Genomic DNA, 16,009 nt, shown 5'->3' with positions numbered 1-16,009 from the left:
TTGGTGGTTGCATCGAAGTGAAAAGCGCGTTTAGCACGGTCTGACCCAAAAGTTCAAAGGCTGGAACCCATTAAGATGCAGAGTCCCTCCCATGTAGGTTCAGATCCATCCCTCTGGGCCATTGGCCTGATGACGGGCACGGCGCTGGATGGCTTTGTCGATACCGCGCTGATCCGTACCGATGGGGTCAGCGTGGCAGAGTTTGGGCCGTTTGAGCTGTTTGCCTATTCCGACGCCGACCGCGCGCTTTTGGCTGAAGCCATCACCCAAGCCCGCGCGTGGGACTTTCAGGGGCCAGAGCCCGTGATCTTTGCGCAAGCCGAAGACCTGATCACCCGTATTTATGCAGGCGCGGTCCTGAAGCTTGTCGAGAAGGCGAATATGCGTCCGGAAGACATTGCATTTGTCGGTGGCCATGGCCTAACCGTCCTGCACCGTCCGCAAATTGGGGGTGGCGGGCGGACGCGGCAATTGCTGGATGGGGCAAAGCTCGCTGAGTTGACGGGGATCGATACGGTTTGGGATTTTCGCAGTCATGATGTCGCCATGGGCGGGCAGGGGGCACCCCTTGCCCCCATCTACCACACAGCCATTTTACGCCATGCGGGCTTGGACGGGGATACATCCATCCTCAATCTGGGCGGTGTGGCCAATATCACCTGGTGGGATGGCGCGGATGGACTGGCCGCCTTCGACACCGGCCCCGCCAATGGTCCTTTGAATGAATGGGTCGAGGCCCATGGCAAGGGTGTCTATGATAAGGATGGCCGCATGGCCGCGTCGGGCCGCGTGCATGAAGGCCGCTTGCTGGAGATATTGGACAATCCTTGGTTTGACGCGCCATACCCCAAATCGCTCGACCGCTATGATTTTGATGCAGGCCTTGTGCGCGGCCTGTCGCTGGAAGATGGTGCCGCGACTTTGACGGCATTGGTGGCGGCGAGTCTGGACCTTGGCCTTCGGCTTCTGCCCACCCGGCCCAAGCGCTTGGTGGTGGCAGGCGGCGGGCGCAAGAACCCGGTGCTGATGGCTGAAATCGCCGCCCGCTGTGGCGTTAGCGTGGTCGATGCCGACACGATTGGGCTGCGCGGCGATGCCATCGAAGCCGAATGCTTTGCGCTGCTTGCCGTCCGCTCCTCGCGCGGACTGCCCTTGAGTTTTCCCGGCACGACGGGGGTGGAGAGGCCGACGACGGGTGGGGTGCTGACTAGGCGCAAACCATGATCGTCAAAGCGGTGAACTCTGTGATGATGGTGATAGGTGGACTCGTCTTGATCTGCCTCATTTTTATCGGGTGGTTCGCTTTTAATTTCCCAGTCTCACCGCCATCGTGTGAGTCAAAGGGAAAAATTTCGGTTGATCGCATCAGGGAAACTCTCACAACTTCCCTTCAGCGGGATGTGCCCAACGCCCAAGTTAAGGCAATAGCAATCCACGCATGTGACCCCTTTGACCAGCAAAAGATTGGTAATTGGGATATTAGAAACTGCGTTGTTGCTGATGTTGAATATGAGATTGTGCCCCCCAATTCAGCCTCGAAAAATGCTGAAAGCGCTCAAAACCAACTCAACCAAAAGAATGAAAAATTGAGTCGTGAGTCGAGGCATATGCTGTTCACACCGTGCGGTGACGTTTTGTTTTCAGCCTATGATTGAGGCACTTCTTTTCGACTTTGCCTGCCCCACCTAAGGGGGAGAGCGAAGCTCACACGAGAAACTTTTGAAATCCATTTGCCAAACTATCAAATTTTGATACTCTAAAGCTTAGTATTGGAGCGCGACATGTCATCCAGCTATTCCCTCGGGCCCCACTTCGACGCCTTTATCCAAGAGCAATTGGCAAGTGCGCGCTATGCCAGTGCTAGTGAAGTGGTGCGCGCAGGTCTTCGTTTGTTGGAAGAACATGAAGCAAATCGGCATGTGAATGCGCTTAGCCGTGCTGAGCAGCTCGAAGTGCTCAAGGCTGAAATTCAAAAAGGTGTCGATAGTCCCAAAGTTGACGGTGAAACCGCCATGAAGGGCCTTAAAGGTCGCATTGCGAAGCGTATTGCTGATCTTGCCGCACATGAAACGGCTTGATTTTCAGCTTTCTGAAGTGGCGATCGAAGAACTAAGCGCCATCCAAGATCAGCTTTGGCAAGTTCGTCCGGGGCGTGATGTGCTTTTCACAGAGCAGCTTGAAAGTGTTATTGATCGACTTCGTCTGTTTCCAGAAAGTGGGGAGGCAAGGCCAGATCTGATGGCTGGAATTCGGGCGGTGCCACTTTGGCAATACATGATTTTTTACCGAGTGGCTGAGGATTTCTTGATCATTGAGCATGTTATCCATGGCGCGCGCGATATCGAGGCGCTGATTTAAAGGGGTATTGTAGGGGCTTTCCCACCGCTCCGCCCCCTATCCAATTGCAGCCAGATGGGGTAAAGGCCCTCAACATCTGCTGTTTAACATCGTGAAGAGAGCCTCCTATGAGCGTAGTCAGTCCGCTTCTGACCGTGATGATCGCCGCCGCCCGCAAAGCTGGCAAAGCCATCAGCCGAGATTTTGGTGAAGTTGAAAACCTGCAATTGGCAAAAAAGGGCCCTTCCGATTTTGTAACCGCTGCCGACCTCAAGACCGAAAAAATCCTGTTTGAAGAGCTGAGCAAGGCTCGTCCCGGCTATGGCTTTCTGGGTGAAGAGCGCGGCATGGTCGAAGGCACCGACAAGACCAATCGCTGGATTGTCGACCCGATTGATGGCACCACCAATTTCGTCCACGCCATTCCGCATTTGGCGATCTCCATCGCGCTCGAACGCGAAGGACGCTTGGTGGCAGGGGTTGTCTATAACCCCATCACCGATGACCTCTATTGGGCTGAGACCGGACGCGGGGCTTTCCATAATGACAAGCGTTTGCGCGTCGCGGCGCGCAAGACTTTGGGTGATTGCGTTTTGGCAACGGGCATTCCGTTTCAAGGCAAGCCCGGCCATTCGCAAATGTTCAAGGAATTGCACCAATTCACCCAGCGCGTTGCCGGCATTCGCCGCTTTGGCGCGGCTTCGCTCGATCTGGCTTGGGTTGCTGCGGGCCGCTTTGACGGCTTTTGGGAGCATAATCTTCAATTGTGGGACATCGCAGCTGGTGTCGTGCTGGTCCGCGAAGCGGGCGGGGTCTGTGCTGAAATCTATGGCGGTGACTTCATGGAGACTGGCTCAATCGTCGCGGCGAACGAGAAGATTATGGTCTTGATGAATGAGCGTTTGCTGGCGGCCAAAAGCTAGGGCCTTTCGACTGCAGCTTTCCCTCGTCCCTCGGCGGCGGAGCAATTCTTTCTGGACTGTGTGGGAAAGACCTTCGTAAAGGGCCAAGCCCTTGCAAGCCTGCCCCATCAGGCATACCTAAGCATCTGGTGGTTCTGTGGTTCGCGTGGGAAGTCTACGTCCCGCCGACCTAACTCACTCGTCGGGAGCTGGCGCTGGTTGGAACCGTGGTTCCTGTCATCTGGCACCCACCTGGTTATCCAGGTCGCACGGGGACGAGTTACCTTCTCACGGTCCTTGCGGATCCACCAACCTTTTCCTCTTTTAATAGCCTTTTGATGGGTTTGGCAGCGATGGTTGAAGTCAAATCTGAACTTCGATCAGCCTTGGTCGCGGCCCGTGCCAAAGCTTATGCCGATGCGCCAGAGGCGGGCGAGGCGCTCGTGGGCCAAGCCGCCCCATTGCTTTCTGCCGCGCATGGACGCGTGATCGCAGGCTATATCCCGTTCAAGACCGAAATTGATCCCCGTCCTTTCATGCGGGCTTTGGCCGCCAAAGGCGCAACACTCTGTCTGCCGCGCACGCCACCAAAGGGCGGCGAGGGCGCTGGCCTGACATTTCATCTGTGCGATCCCGATAATCCAGATAGCCTCGAGAAAAGCATGTGGGGCGTGATCGAGCCCAAAGCCCATCTGCCCCAAGTCCGCCCAGACATAGTCCTTGTACCCTTGTTGGGCTTTGACCGGGCGGGCGATCGGTTGGGGCAAGGCCAAGGCCATTATGACCGCACCTTAGGGGCCTTGCGCGCTTCTGGCCCTGTACTTGCCGTCGGCGTGGCCTTTGCGGCCCAAGAAATCGCCCATATCCCCATTGAACCCCATGATCAGCGCTTGGATTGGATTATCACGCCGATTGAGGCATACCCCATCCCAACATAGAGTGGGATAGAATGAGACTTGCTTTTTTTGGCGATGTGGTAGGCCGGGCTGGCAGAGTTGCGCTTTGCGAGCGGCTGCCTGACTTAAAACGGCGCTTGCGCCTCGATTTTGTTGGCGTGAATGCCGAAAATGCCGCTGGCGGCTTTGGCCTGACCGAGTCGATTGCCACTGAATTGTTTGAAGCCGGCGCAGATTGTCTGACCCTTGGCAATCATGCGTGGGATCAGCGCGAGGCGATTGCCTATATTGACCGCGAGCCGCGCTTGCTGCGTGCCGCCAATTATCCGCCTTTGACAATGGCACCGGGGCGTGGGGCCAATCTGTTTCAAATGGGCGACCGCAACGTGTTGGTTGTTACCGTCATGGGACGGGTCTTTATGGATGCGCTCGACTGCCCGTTTAGCGCAGTAGAACGGGAAGTGAGCGCAAGCCCACTGGGCCTTGTTGCAGATGCTGTCATTGTCGAAGTGCATGGCGAAGCCACCAGTGAGAAGCAGGGCATGGGTCATTTTCTGGATGGGCGCGCCAGCCTTGTGTTTGGTACCCACACCCATGTGCCGACTTCTGACACCCGCATTCTGCCCGGTGGTACCGCTTTCCAGACCGAGCTTGGCATGTGCGGCGACTATGACAGCGTGATCGGCATGAATAAGCACATCGCCGTGCGCAAGCTCTCGTCCCGTATGCCCTATCAGCGCCATGAACCTGCCGAGGGCCAAGGCCTTGCGTCAGGGATCTTTGTGGAGACGGACGATAAGACAGGCCTTGCCCTGCGCGCTGAACCCATTCGCGTTGGTGTCGGCCTGAAGCAAGCTGTGCCTTTGGTGGATGGCTAGTCGCGTAACAGCACCACCCTGTGGCACTTTCCGACACACCCTGCTAAATCGCAGCCCGAAACTCACCTTCCAAGACTCAAGAGATAGACCCGACCATGGCCGGCCATTCGAAATTCAAAAACACCATGCACCGCAAAGGTCGCCAAGACGCTGTCCGCGCCAAGGCCTTTACCAAGATTGCCCGTGAAATCACCACGGCGGCTAAATCTGGCATGCCAGACCCTGCGATGAACCCGCGTCTGCGTTTGGCCGTGACCAATGCGCGCGCCGTCTCCATGCCGAAGGACCGGATTGAGCGCGCCATCAGCCAAGCTTCGGCTGCCGGTGGTGAGGACTATAAAATGGTGCGCTATGAAGGCTATGCCCCCGGCGGTATCGGCCTGATCATCGAAACCCTGACCGACAATCTCAACCGCACAGGCGGCAATGTTCGCAGCTATCTCAGCAAGGCTGGCGGCAATCTCGGCACCACCAATTCGGTGATCTCGGGCTTTGATCGCGTGGGCGAGATCTTCTACCCAGCCGCTGCGGCCAGTGAAGACGACATGATGGAAGCCGCTCTTGAAGCAGGTGCCGATGACGTTGAAAGCGATGCTGACGGCCATTCCATCACCTGCACCTTTGAGAGCTTGAGTGAAGTCTCCACCGCTTTGGCCGAACGCTTTGGCGACGCTGAAGCGGCTAATGTCGTCTGGCGGCCCCATGCCCGCATCGAAGTCACCGGTGACGCCGCCGCCAGCCTGCGCAAACTGATCGACATCTTGGAAGATGACGATGACGTGCAAAACGTGTTCGGCAATTATGAGATGGAAGAAGACGAGGGGGAGTAATTTCTCTCCCTTCAAAGGTCCTTGTCGATCAAGGCGGAATGGGTCAGTGTAGGCCCATGACCGACCTGTTAGCCCAAGCCCACGCCCTCAAAGCCACAGTCGCCGCGCGCGCCGACGAGATTGATTCTGCGCGTCGTTTACCGGCGGACCTTGCCAGAACGCTGGCCGAAGCGGGCTTTTTCCGCATGGCATTGCCGCGTGAGTATGGCGGGCTGGAGCTGGCACCTGCGCGCATGATTGAAGTCATTGAGGTGATGGGCAATGCCCATGGCTCTGTCGGCTGGTGCATCATGATTGGCGCAACAACGGCGATCAATGCCGCCTATTTGCCCGACCATCATGCCCGCACGATTTGGGCCGATCCCACGATTATCACTGGCGGTGTGTTTGCGCCTAAAGGCAAAGCGGTGCGCGAAGGTGATCAATACCGGGTGAATGGGCGCTGGAATTGGGGCTCTGGCAGTGCCAATTGCGCGTGGTTAGTCGGTGGCGCTTTGACCTTGGGCGATGGGGCACCCCAAGCGCGTATGATGTGGTTTGAGCGCGATCAGGTCGAGCTGATTGATACCTGGCATGCGATGGGCATGAAGGGCACGGGCAGTGGCGATCTGGCTGTCACAGATGTTTTGATCCCAGCTGACCGCTCGGTCTCGTTGACCGATGACAAAGCCCGGATTGAGCGGCCGCTCTATGCCTTCCCGGCCTTTGGTCTTCTCGCCATGTCGATTGCCGCAGTCGCACTCGGCAATGCGCGCGGGGCGATTGATGATCTGGTTGGCCTCGCTGGCGGTAAGGTGCCGACGGGGGCACGTAGACCCTTAGCAGAGCGGGCTTCTACCCAAGTTGAGGTCGCCAAAGCCGAAGGCATGTTACGGGCGGCGCGCACCTATTTGCTCGATAGCGCCGAGACCGCTTTTGAAGGGGCCAGCCGCACCGGCGCTTTGACGCTGGAAGACCGCGCGAACTTACGCATTGCCGCCACCCATGCGGTGCGTACCTGTGCTGAGATCACCCGCATGATGCACGAGCTGGGCGGGGGGACATCTGTCTATGAGACGTGCCCGCTGCAACGCCGTTTCCGCGACGCCCATGTCGCCACCCAACACATCATGGTGGCCCCCGGCTCACTGGAGCTGGCTGGACGCGCTTTACTGGGCATCGAAGGCGATTACGGACAGCTTTAGTTCGCCGAGCGGGCGCGGCCCATTGGCCCGACGGGGCTGGGGGCGTGCAATTGTTCTGTGAGTTGCTCAGTCAAATGTGCGAGGCGGTTCTGCCAGTGGGCGTTGAAATCCAGCACTGTCATGCTCACCAAACGGCCATCAGCGATCTGGTGACTCCACACAATGCCATTCTCGCCTTCGGACGTGTAGCTAGGCCCCGTCAATTGGGTTGAAATGTACAAAACATCCGCGTTCTTATCGTAAGCGACATCAAAATCCGACATTTTGCTTTTTGGCCCTGCAAGGTTCTTGGGCGATAGTATCGCAGAATTTGAGACAGATTCCCAGCAAATTTGACCGTTTTAAGTAGGAACCCCCTTACTTTACCATGATTGCGTCGTTGTCTCTGAGCTTTAGATCAGCAGTTGAGGGCAGGGCAGGCACATCCACCTGCACCCCTTGGTTGACCCGCGCGCCAGCTTGGCCCAAAAGCGTCGTCGGAACGCGGTCGTGGCGGAACTGGCAGACGCACTGGATTTAGGTTCCAGCGCCGCAAGGCGTGGGGGTTCGACTCCCCCCGACCGCACCATTCCTTTGACGCTTTATCGTTTTCGAGTTTGTGATCCCTTGGTTACTGAGCACCAAATGATTTGGGTTGGCTGCTGCAGCCACATACGTCGACTGCTAAGTTAAATCGCGCGTCACGGCTCAAAACAACTAGAAGGGCGTGAATTTTTTGCCGCGATTGAAATAGTATTCCTGAATAGGCGTTTGGGCAGGAATTTCGTCCGGCCCCCGAAAAACCACAGTTCCTGCTGGCGTACTCACGACTTTGGTAATCCAACTGGGCCGGGATGCGCTTGCCATGATGCATTGAAATACCAGATTGGATAGGCCAGCAAGACTTCTCCATGGTGCATCAACGCCTTGCCAATAGTCGCCCTGCCAATGGCTCCATCCCCAGTCTTCAATGATATAAAGGCCGTTTGGCTTTAGTTTTGGAAACAGTGTTTCAAACGTTGCAAGGCTAGGCTCATAAAGATGACTTGCATCGTCGATAACGAGGTCCAGTTTCTCGTCATGAAACTCGCTTTTCATCACCTGTTCCAAACGAGCCTTATTGCTTTGATCCACATCTAGAAAGCAACGAATGTTCTTGCCAGACTCAGTTTTCAGATAGTTTTTAAAGTTTGGTGTTGTAAAATCCCCGATGTCGATAAGACAGAGCTTTGCGGGATGGAACCATTCCATCAACAATGCCGCAGCACCCCCACCTGCCACGCCAACTTCAACTACTTTTTGGGGCGCTAAAGGCACCACCCAATCATAATACAAGGCCAATAATTCTGGATTTTTCATGATCCAGAAGGCACCGATCGCCTCGGCGTCTTTTCGCTCTGCTCCGAAGTGAGATGATTGGAAAAGATAGTCTTTGACCTTGAACGTATCATTGCTGATCCACTGCAATGGGTCGGATGTTGAAAATACGCCTTGTGGGGAAAGTTCACTGATCGACATAATGGAAATCCTTCAAACTTAAGGTTTAAAGTCTCACATTAGCAACTCGCCGCATTTTTGGTCAACTCAAATTTCTATTCTGTCTTAGATGGCTTATTGTCAAATGCTCTATTGGCGACAGCCTGAATCAAGTAGCCGCAGACTTTAGCCAACGGTTCCTGTAAGCGGTTGACTTTCGGACCGGACATCCCCTTGGCTTAAAGGTCCGCGAGATCCGAAGCGGGGTATGGGGTACACAATTGGAATCAGGCTTAGTTCCAAAACATAGTTTTTTAATCACGAAGATGGCTAGGCGTGTTTTGGGGCTGGAACCCAGTTGTCCAGTCCCCACGGGGATTATTTCGGAACCCAGTTGTGTAGGATCATTGTTCGAAAACAGCGGGGCGTCCCCCCGACCGCACCACTTACTGCAGCTGGCATAGACATGGGCTTCACATCGTGGCATAGCCGCGCACCTTGCGGGCTTAGGCCCCAGCGCTATCCCATCAACCCGCGTAATCCGCTTCCTTTTTAGGACATCATCATGCAAATCGTCGAAAAATCTGCTGAAGGCCTCAGCCGCGTCTATGGCGTTACCATTGCCGCCACCCTGATTGCCACGCGCACCGATGCCAAGATCGCAGAATTGGCCCCTCAATTGAACATCAAGGGCTTCCGTAAAGGCAAAGTGCCTGTGGTTCATGTGAAGCGCATGTATGGCAAGTCCATCATGGGCGATTTGTTGAATGAGCTGGTGCAAGAAGGCATTGAGGGTACCGTTTCGTCCAATGGCATCCGTGCGGCAAGCCAGCCAGACGTGACCAATCTGGGCAATCTGACCGACGTGATGGACGGCAAAGCCGACCTGACCTTCGACGTCGAACTCGACATCATGCCAGACTTCACCCCAGCTGAGCTGCAAAGCCTGTCGGTGACCCGTCCAGTCGCGGAAGCCACCGAAGCTGAAATCGACGAAGCCTTGGCCGAGATCGCCAAGCAGTCTCAGTCTTTCGAAGTCAAGAAGGGCAAAGCCGCCAATGGCGATGCCGTTGTCTGTAACTTCGTCGGCAAATTGAACGGCGTTGAATTTGACGGCGGCAAGGCTGACGGCTCCACAGTCGTTTTGGGCTCCAACACCTATATCCCCGGCTTTGAAGAGCAATTGGTCGGCGTGAAAGCGGGCGACGAAAAAGTCTTGAACGTGACTTTCCCAGCCGAATATGGCGTCGCCACTTTGGCCGGTCAGGCCGCAACTTTTGACGTCACCGTTGTTGAAGTCAAAAAGGCCGTTGAGACCAAGATTGACGATGACTTGGCCAAGAATATCGGCCTGTCGGACCTCGCGACCCTGAAGGATGCGATCAAGAAGAACATCGAAGATCAATTGGCTCAATTGTCGCGTCAGAAAGCCAAGCGCTCGTTGCTCGACGCTTTGGACGCCACCCACAGCTTCGACTTGCCACCGAAAATGTTGGCCGCTGAATTTGACGCCATCTGGGCACAAGTGACGCAAGACAAGGCCGCTGGCAATGAAGATCCAGAAGATGCTGGCAAGTCGGAAGACGAACTGAAGGCGGAATACACCAAGATTGCTGAGCGTCGCGTGCGCTTGGGCCTGGTCTTGGCTGAACTCGGCCGCGTCAATGGCGTGGAAGTGAAAGACGAAGAAGTGGCGCGCGCCATTCAAGCCGAAGCCTCGCGCTACCCTGGCCAAGAGCGTCAAGTTTTTGAGTTCTTCCAGAAGAACCCAAATGCTGTCGCCAGCCTGCGTGCACCTTTGTACGAAGAAAAGGTCGTCGACTTCGTTCTGCAAATGGCCAATGTCACCGATGTGACGGTCTCGCGTGCTGAGCTTGAAAGCGAAGATGAAGTGGCACCAGCCGCGGACGCTAAGCCTGCTAAAAAGGCCCCAGCCAAGGCGAAAGCCAAGAAAGAAGCCGCGCCTGCCGAAGAAGCGCCAGCTGAGGTCGCTGCAGAGGAAAAGCCGGCTCCAAAGAAGAAAGCGCCCGCCAAGAAAAAGGCTGACTAAGCCCTTTCTTCGTTCGTTTGAAATTAAGGCCCTGGTCATTCGACCGGGGCCTTTTTGTTTGGGTGGGTCGAGGGTAACCAAAAGGACCGCGCAACACGCGTTGCGCCTGCAAACGCGATGACAAGCGCAACTTTTGTTGCGCGCTCCGTTCCCCCACAACGTCATCCCCGCCGCAGCGAAGCGCAGAGCGGGAATATCAGGGGACATTGCGTCAGTGTATCCCCGTTTGGCTCACGCCATCTGGGATGAAACCGAACGGCGATTGGATTTAACCCAATCAGTCCTTTAGGAAATAAGTGATTGTCGTCACCACGCGCACCTTTTTATCGATTTGGCGGTCGGGTGGGCTGTCGGGGATTTCGACGGCGGGATTGACTTCGATCACGCCTTGATTGGCATTTTGGATGGCCCCGACTTTGGCCCCGGATTCCTTGGCGAATTTGTCAGCGGCTTCGCGGGCGCGCTGGGTGGCTTCGGTTAGAAGTGTGCCTTTGAGGTCATTCAGACCGGTGAATTGGAAGGAAGGACCCGAGGAGGAGCCATCATTGGCAAACACCACGCCTTCTTTCAACAAATCGCCACTATTGCGCGAGGCTTCGGCCAGCTTGTCGACTTCGGTGGTTTTCACCATCAAATTCTCGGTCAAAATATAGCGTGGCCCGTTGAGCCCGCCATTTGAATAAGCGTTGGCCAGCTTGTCTTCGACGCGAATGTTTTGCACCTGATAAGCGGTGGCGGGAAAGCCGCGCGCGGTCAAAAAAGCCTTCACGGCGGCTTCAGACGTGGTTAGCGCTTGGCGGGCCTCTTCCAAGGAATCGCCAGTCGCGACAAAGCTGATCGACCAAAAGCCGAGGTCGGCCTTGACGGGGCGCTCTGATAGCCCTTTGACTGTGACGGTGCGAAAACCCAACCGCGAGTGCACGAGGGATTGACCGGCTGAGAAGCCTGCAAAGGCGATCCCCAATGCCAAGATACCCGCCGCAGCTAAAAGATTTGTCCGTTCTGTCATGATGAAGCCCTCCACACCCGCTACTAGGCCACTGAAATGCCCGGGGTGCAACCGTACGTCCCTGAACCCCCGTTTGGGCTTGGTTTATGGCGCGTTTAGGGCGGAAGCGCGGAAGAAAGAGGCCAAAGCCTCCATTTGTGCGTGCGCCCATTTCTCTTATCGCAGGGCTGCCTGAATGAACACACTTTGGGTGCCTTTGGCCTTGGTGGCAGGCTTCTTACAAATCCTGCGCAATGCGGCGCAACGAGGCCTTTCCGATCAGGCCGGGCCCTGGGGGGCGACCTTGGTGCGCTTTCTCTATGGCCTGCCTTTTGCCTGTCTATTTTTGGCCCTTGTCTGGTGGTTAGCCCCGCCAGCCAGTTTTAAGATCGGATCTGATTTCTGGTTTGCAGCCCCGCTTGGTGCGACCGCCCAAGTGTGCGCGACAGCAGCCCTCATCCAAGCCATGCGAGCTTCCAGCTTTGGTCTTGGGTCTACGTTTCAACATATGAGCCTGCCCTTGGCCGCTTTGGTCGGCGTGCTGTTTCTGGGTGACCGATTGGGTGTTTGGGGATGGCTTGGCATTTGGGGCGCGACGGCGGGTCTGTTGTTAGCCTCGTGGCCGAACAAGGGGATCGCTGGGGGGATTGCGGGGTTTAAAGCGGGTTTTTATGGGCTGGCTTCGGGGGCGTGCTTTGCGGTATCTGCCAATTGCTATCGGCTGTGCGGATTGGCCATTGATCCCAGCGCACCCATCTTCTCGGCGACTTTCACCCTTGTCTGCGTCCAAGCCATGCAAAGCGTGGTTTTAGGCGGCATTCTTTATGTGGTGGACCGACGCGCTTTAGCCGCTTTGGCCGCCGACGGGCGGGCGTCTTGGTCGGCAGGCTTTACGGGGGCTGCCGCTTCGGCCTGTTGGTTTGCGGCGCTGACCCTCGCGCCAGCCGCTTTGGTGCGGGCCTTAAACGCCTTGGTGGAAGCCCCGACCGCGACCTTGTTGGGTTGGATCCGCTTTAAAGAAACCATCGATCTGCGGCGCGGCCTTGGCTCTGCCTTGATTGTGGCTGGGGTTGTGGTGTCTGTCTGGGGACAGATCGCAGCCTCTTAGGCCGAGCGGCGGGCTGCTTCGAGGAAGGCGGATGCGGCTAACACCATGCCATTGCGGACGGAGCTGACAAGCTCGACGGGCGTGAAGGGCTTTGGCAAGGCCACGTCGGCACCCGCTTCCAGGGTTTTCAGCCACGCGCGACGGGCAATCTCGCTATCGCCCTTGTCTGACACTGCGATGATGGCCACGCCAGGAAAGGCCTCGCGCATCATAGCCACCAATTCTGCGCCATCTTCTGACGTCACGTCGACTTGCGTGACGACAGCATCCAGATCGAGGACATCAATAAGGTCCAGCGCTTCGTCCAAATTCGCACCGCAAGTCACGCGGAAATCATGTTCTTTCAAGCCGGCTTCGCAGATTTTGCGTAATGTCCGACTGGGTTCAACCACCAGCACGTGGGGGCGACGCGTGCCCGATTGCAAACGCTCTGCGACTTCGCTCAAAAGGCCTTGCAGGCGCTCTTGCGAGAAGGGCTTTTGCAACAAAAACTCTGCCCCGTCCGCCTTGGCGCGCTCTAACAAAGTCGAGGCGGAATCCCTGCCACCACCCGCGCTGATCGCCGCAATCGTCACGCCTGGCGCGGCTTGGCGAATTTTCGCGATGGTGCCGCCATCGGTAGAATCCGGCAGCATCAGGTCTGAAATGACCAGATCAAGCGCTTCCTCGGCCAACATTCTCATGCCGGAATTTAGGTCCAAGGCGACAAGCGTAGCCCAGCCAGTACGCGTGATCATTTGAGAGATCACTCGTGCCTGTATCATGCTGTCTTCGATCAACAGGCAGGTGTAGTTCGACAAAATCCACCCCCAAGCTTGAAGATTTTTTCTAAGCCTGATCCGTTAACGTAGTACGAAGATCGATACTGACCAGAAACCGGATGCTTTGATTACTGATTATTTCGATTGTTTGGCCAAGGACTGTTTGGACTGATCTTCTGGCGGCGCTACAATCGGCCGATAAAGGACAACCATTTGCTTGGCGAGGCGGAAGCCATCCTTGGCTAATTTAGCTTCTTGCGCGCTGCGATCGGTGGGGCAGGTGGCGGCCCCTTGGCCATAGGCTTGAAAGCCCGCATTGAAGGAATCGACCAGCGGGTCGCGCAGTGCGCTGGCATCGGGGGCTTCGAGGTCGAGCAAGGTGGACATGCGCGACCGATAGGTTTGATCCTCGCGACCTGAACAAGACACCCTTAACGCATGTAGCGAGCCTAGTACGCGGGCTAGGCGCATCAGATCGGTGCGCTTGACCGGGTCAACCGGACGCGCGCGGCGCTGGTTATCGGTTACGACCGCTTGGCCGTCTTCGGCAGTATAAGGACCGTCGTCAGTCTCTAAACCCTCCACATTGCGCAGGGCTTTGCGTGGCCGTTGGGGGGCAGGACGATAGGCTTCCGCTGCAACCTCATCCTGATTAGGATCGGGGCTCCAGTCCATCGATGTATCTTGGGGAATATCGACGGGCGCGTCTTCGACCACGTCGACGGGTTCGCGTCTGGAGGACTCAACCGGTGCCCCCGAAACCACATAGGTTTCGAGCGTTGGTGTAACCCCACGATTTTGTGGCTCTTGGCCAGCGGGTTGCGCGAAACCAAGCGCAGCCCCAGAGGCTGCGACGAGGGCGACCGCGCTGACCATCCACACACGTGATTTCATAGCCCCTAAACGCCCCTGTTTCGGGCTTTAGGTCAAGCCGGAGAGCTTGCCTGTAAGCGTGCAACACGGGCGATTGCCTCGTGGGCTTCGGCCATGATGGAGTCGATAATTTCCTTACATGACAAGATATCGCGCACCCCACCTGCCGATTGGCCCATGGCAAAGCAGGACTTGTCGGCTTCAAGACCTTCCGTCTGGCCACCAATGCCGCCCATGGCACCTGCCTGCATGCTGATCATCGCTTGATGCGGGAAAGGTTTGATGTCGGCAGGGCGGCTTTCCCAATCCTGCACCCACGCATTATCCTTCACCCGCATGGGCTTGCCAGAGTAAGAGCGGGTGCGGACGGTGTCGGTATCTTTAGCCGTCACGACGGCATCCTTATACATTTGCCCGGCATGGGCCTCTTTTGACGCGATAAAGCGGGTGCCCATCCAAACCGCTTGCGCGCCCAGCGCGAGGGCAGCCGCCAGACCACGACCGTCATAAATGCCACCTGCAGCAACCACCGGAATGGTCACACGCTCAACCGCTTGGGCGACCAAGGGCAGGGTGCCAACAAGGCCCGTATGGCCACCGCCTTCAGAGCCTTGGCAGATCACGGCATCACAGCCAGCCAGCTGGGCTTTTTCCGCGTGGCTGACGGCCCCGCCAACCACCATGGCTTTCAAGCCCGCGGCATGGAGTTTTTCGATGATCGCAGAAGGAACCCCAAGGCCTGCAATGAAGGCAGTAGCACCTTCGGCAATGATGATGTCGACAGAGGCTTCAAGGCTACCTGGAACCGCGGCGAGCAGGTCCACGCCAAAGGGTCTGTCGGTCAGAGCGCGCACCTTGCGCATTTCATCGCGGATTTCGTCGGGTGTCCGCCCGGCCATGCCGAGGCAACCGTAACCGCCAGCTTCTGAAACGGCAGCACAGACTTCAGCATAGGAAACCCCACCCATGCCAGCCAGCATGATGGGATGTTCAATGCCCAATAGGTCGCAAATTGGTGTTCTTAAGCTCATGGCGCACTCCCTTGTTTTTGCGCCACGTTAAAGCCTTTGACCTGATGCGCAATCCCTGTGCCTGCCCACAAGCCTCAGGCAGGCTGGTAGCGATGGCACGAGGTTTCGTGGTCGATCACAAGGCCAGCCGCCTGCAGATAGGCATAGCAAATGACAGGGCCACAGAATTTGAAACCACGGGCCTTGAGCTTGCGGGCCAATTCTTCGGATTCGGCCGATTTTGTCGGCGCATCGCGGAAGGAGATGGGGTGGTTGTGAATGGATTTGCCGCCCACAACAGACCAGATGAAATCATGAAAACCGCCTTCTTCGCGCTCGATGGTTTGGAAAAGACGGGCAGACTCAATGGTAGCGATGATTTTGGCGCGCGCCCGTACAATGCCGGGATTGGCCATCAAGCGCTCAATATCCTCGGGTCCAAAGGCGGCGACTTGGACTGGGTCAAAGCCACAAAAGGCGTCGCGAAATGCCGCCCTTTTTCGCAGAATCGTGATCCATGACAGGCCTGCTTGAAAGCCTTCTAAGCACAAAAGTTCCCACAGCTCGCGCGCGTCATGCACGGGCACCCCCCATTCCTCGTCATGATAGGCAACATAGAGCGGGTCTGATTCGAGGACCCAACCGCATCTTTGCTTCGCCATTTTAGTCCCTCGTTTTGCTTGTGCGTTGCGCCCGCTTGCGGCAGCATAGTGCCGGCACCGGGGCAGGGGTCAAGT

18 protein-coding genes, 1 tRNA gene and 1 other RNA gene are annotated in these 16,009 nt (G+C 56.6%); 13 read left to right on the top strand and 7 right to left on the bottom strand.

Features of this window, described 5'->3' with window-relative positions; translation table 11 throughout:
- Window positions 1-75: 75 nt before the first annotated feature.
- The 10 genes from ACOVRA_RS00740 (at window position 76) to ACOVRA_RS00695 (ending at window position 7,027) form a co-directional block, all read left to right on the top strand.
- Complete coding sequence (locus tag ACOVRA_RS00740; protein WP_421718636.1) at window positions 76-1,224, top strand: anhydro-N-acetylmuramic acid kinase; 1,149 nt, start codon at window positions 76-78, stop codon at window positions 1,222-1,224.
- Window positions 1,221-1,655: a hypothetical protein gene (locus ACOVRA_RS00735; RefSeq protein ID WP_421718635.1), complete on the top strand. Its 435-nt coding sequence runs from the start codon at window positions 1,221-1,223 to the stop codon at window positions 1,653-1,655. The genes ACOVRA_RS00740 and ACOVRA_RS00735 overlap by 4 nt, the downstream gene beginning before the upstream one ends.
- 126 nt (window positions 1,656-1,781) lie before the next feature.
- Window positions 1,782-2,078 (top strand): type II toxin-antitoxin system ParD family antitoxin, encoded by a 297-nt coding sequence (locus ACOVRA_RS00730; RefSeq protein ID WP_421718634.1) that lies wholly within the window; start codon window positions 1,782-1,784, stop codon window positions 2,076-2,078.
- The gene (locus ACOVRA_RS00725) at window positions 2,065-2,358 is read left to right on the top strand and encodes a type II toxin-antitoxin system RelE/ParE family toxin (RefSeq protein ID WP_421718633.1); all 294 of its coding nucleotides are present in this window, start codon (window positions 2,065-2,067) and stop codon (window positions 2,356-2,358) included. The genes ACOVRA_RS00730 and ACOVRA_RS00725 overlap by 14 nt, the downstream gene beginning before the upstream one ends.
- Before the next feature lie 107 nt (window positions 2,359-2,465).
- On the top strand, window positions 2,466-3,260 hold the full coding sequence (locus ACOVRA_RS00720; RefSeq protein WP_421718631.1) for an inositol monophosphatase family protein: 795 nt from the start codon (window positions 2,466-2,468) through the stop codon (window positions 3,258-3,260).
- A gap of 128 nt (window positions 3,261-3,388) precedes the next feature.
- Window positions 3,389-3,549, top strand: a non-coding RNA gene (gene ssrS, locus ACOVRA_RS00715) — 6S RNA.
- Between the two features lie 43 nt (window positions 3,550-3,592).
- Entirely contained in the window at window positions 3,593-4,177 is a 585-nt protein-coding gene (locus ACOVRA_RS00710; protein WP_421718630.1) for a 5-formyltetrahydrofolate cyclo-ligase, read from the top strand.
- A gap of 11 nt (window positions 4,178-4,188) precedes the next feature.
- Window positions 4,189-5,013, top strand: a complete 825-nt coding sequence (locus tag ACOVRA_RS00705) for a TIGR00282 family metallophosphoesterase (RefSeq protein WP_298226103.1) — start codon at window positions 4,189-4,191, stop codon at window positions 5,011-5,013.
- A 95-nt stretch (window positions 5,014-5,108) separates the two neighbouring features.
- On the top strand, window positions 5,109-5,843 hold the full coding sequence (locus tag ACOVRA_RS00700) for a YebC/PmpR family DNA-binding transcriptional regulator (protein WP_421718629.1): 735 nt from the start codon (window positions 5,109-5,111) through the stop codon (window positions 5,841-5,843).
- A 56-nt stretch (window positions 5,844-5,899) separates the two neighbouring features.
- Window positions 5,900-7,027 (top strand): acyl-CoA dehydrogenase family protein, encoded by a 1,128-nt coding sequence (locus ACOVRA_RS00695; protein ID WP_421718628.1) that lies wholly within the window; start codon window positions 5,900-5,902, stop codon window positions 7,025-7,027.
- On the opposite strand, the gene ACOVRA_RS00690 is transcribed toward ACOVRA_RS00695, so the two are convergent.
- Entirely contained in the window at window positions 7,024-7,290 is a 267-nt protein-coding gene (locus tag ACOVRA_RS00690) for a DUF2283 domain-containing protein (protein WP_421718627.1), read from the bottom strand. The genes ACOVRA_RS00695 and ACOVRA_RS00690 overlap by 4 nt on opposite strands.
- 220 nt (window positions 7,291-7,510) lie before the next feature.
- Here ACOVRA_RS00690 and ACOVRA_RS00685 point away from each other — a divergent pair.
- Window positions 7,511-7,595: transfer RNA gene (locus tag ACOVRA_RS00685), tRNA-Leu, on the top strand.
- Window positions 7,596-7,723: 128 nt separating this feature from the next.
- Here the strand turns inward: ACOVRA_RS00685 and ACOVRA_RS00680 are convergent.
- Window positions 7,724-8,524, bottom strand: a complete 801-nt coding sequence (locus ACOVRA_RS00680) for a class I SAM-dependent methyltransferase (RefSeq protein ID WP_421718626.1) — start codon at window positions 8,522-8,524, stop codon at window positions 7,724-7,726.
- Between the two features lie 523 nt (window positions 8,525-9,047).
- Here ACOVRA_RS00680 and tig point away from each other — a divergent pair.
- Window positions 9,048-10,532: a trigger factor gene (tig, locus tag ACOVRA_RS00675; protein WP_421718625.1), complete on the top strand. Its 1,485-nt coding sequence runs from the start codon at window positions 9,048-9,050 to the stop codon at window positions 10,530-10,532.
- A gap of 277 nt (window positions 10,533-10,809) precedes the next feature.
- Here the strand turns inward: tig and ACOVRA_RS00670 are convergent, their stop codons facing one another.
- The gene (locus tag ACOVRA_RS00670; protein WP_421718624.1) at window positions 10,810-11,541 is read right to left on the bottom strand and encodes an SIMPL domain-containing protein; all 732 of its coding nucleotides are present in this window, start codon (window positions 11,539-11,541) and stop codon (window positions 10,810-10,812) included.
- A 175-nt stretch (window positions 11,542-11,716) separates the two neighbouring features.
- Here ACOVRA_RS00670 and ACOVRA_RS00665 point away from each other — a divergent pair, with 175 nt between their 5' ends.
- Entirely contained in the window at window positions 11,717-12,628 is a 912-nt protein-coding gene (locus tag ACOVRA_RS00665; RefSeq protein ID WP_421718623.1) for an EamA/RhaT family transporter, read from the top strand.
- On the opposite strand, the gene ACOVRA_RS00660 is transcribed toward ACOVRA_RS00665, so the two are convergent.
- From ACOVRA_RS00660 to ACOVRA_RS00645, 4 genes are all read right to left on the bottom strand, one after another.
- On the bottom strand, window positions 12,625-13,407 hold the full coding sequence (locus ACOVRA_RS00660) for a response regulator (protein ID WP_421718698.1): 783 nt from the start codon (window positions 13,405-13,407) through the stop codon (window positions 12,625-12,627). The genes ACOVRA_RS00665 and ACOVRA_RS00660 overlap by 4 nt on opposite strands.
- Window positions 13,408-13,524: 117 nt before the next feature.
- The gene (locus ACOVRA_RS00655) at window positions 13,525-14,283 is read right to left on the bottom strand and encodes a TIGR02301 family protein (RefSeq protein ID WP_421718622.1); all 759 of its coding nucleotides are present in this window, start codon (window positions 14,281-14,283) and stop codon (window positions 13,525-13,527) included.
- Window positions 14,284-14,315: 32 nt separating this feature from the next.
- Window positions 14,316-15,293: an NAD(P)H-dependent flavin oxidoreductase gene (locus tag ACOVRA_RS00650; RefSeq protein ID WP_421718621.1), complete on the bottom strand. Its 978-nt coding sequence runs from the start codon at window positions 15,291-15,293 to the stop codon at window positions 14,316-14,318.
- Window positions 15,294-15,367: 74 nt separating this feature from the next.
- On the bottom strand, window positions 15,368-15,934 hold the full coding sequence (locus ACOVRA_RS00645) for a DNA-3-methyladenine glycosylase I (protein ID WP_421718620.1): 567 nt from the start codon (window positions 15,932-15,934) through the stop codon (window positions 15,368-15,370).
- Between the last annotated feature and the right edge of the window lie 75 nt (window positions 15,935-16,009).

This window comes from Aquidulcibacter sp., from assembly GCF_049239865.1.
In the GTDB taxonomy this organism is placed as follows: Bacteria; Pseudomonadota; Alphaproteobacteria; order Caulobacterales; family Aquidulcibacteraceae; genus Aquidulcibacter.
Note: the sequence above shows the minus strand (reverse complement) of the source record. Positions and strands in the feature narration are given on the sequence as shown.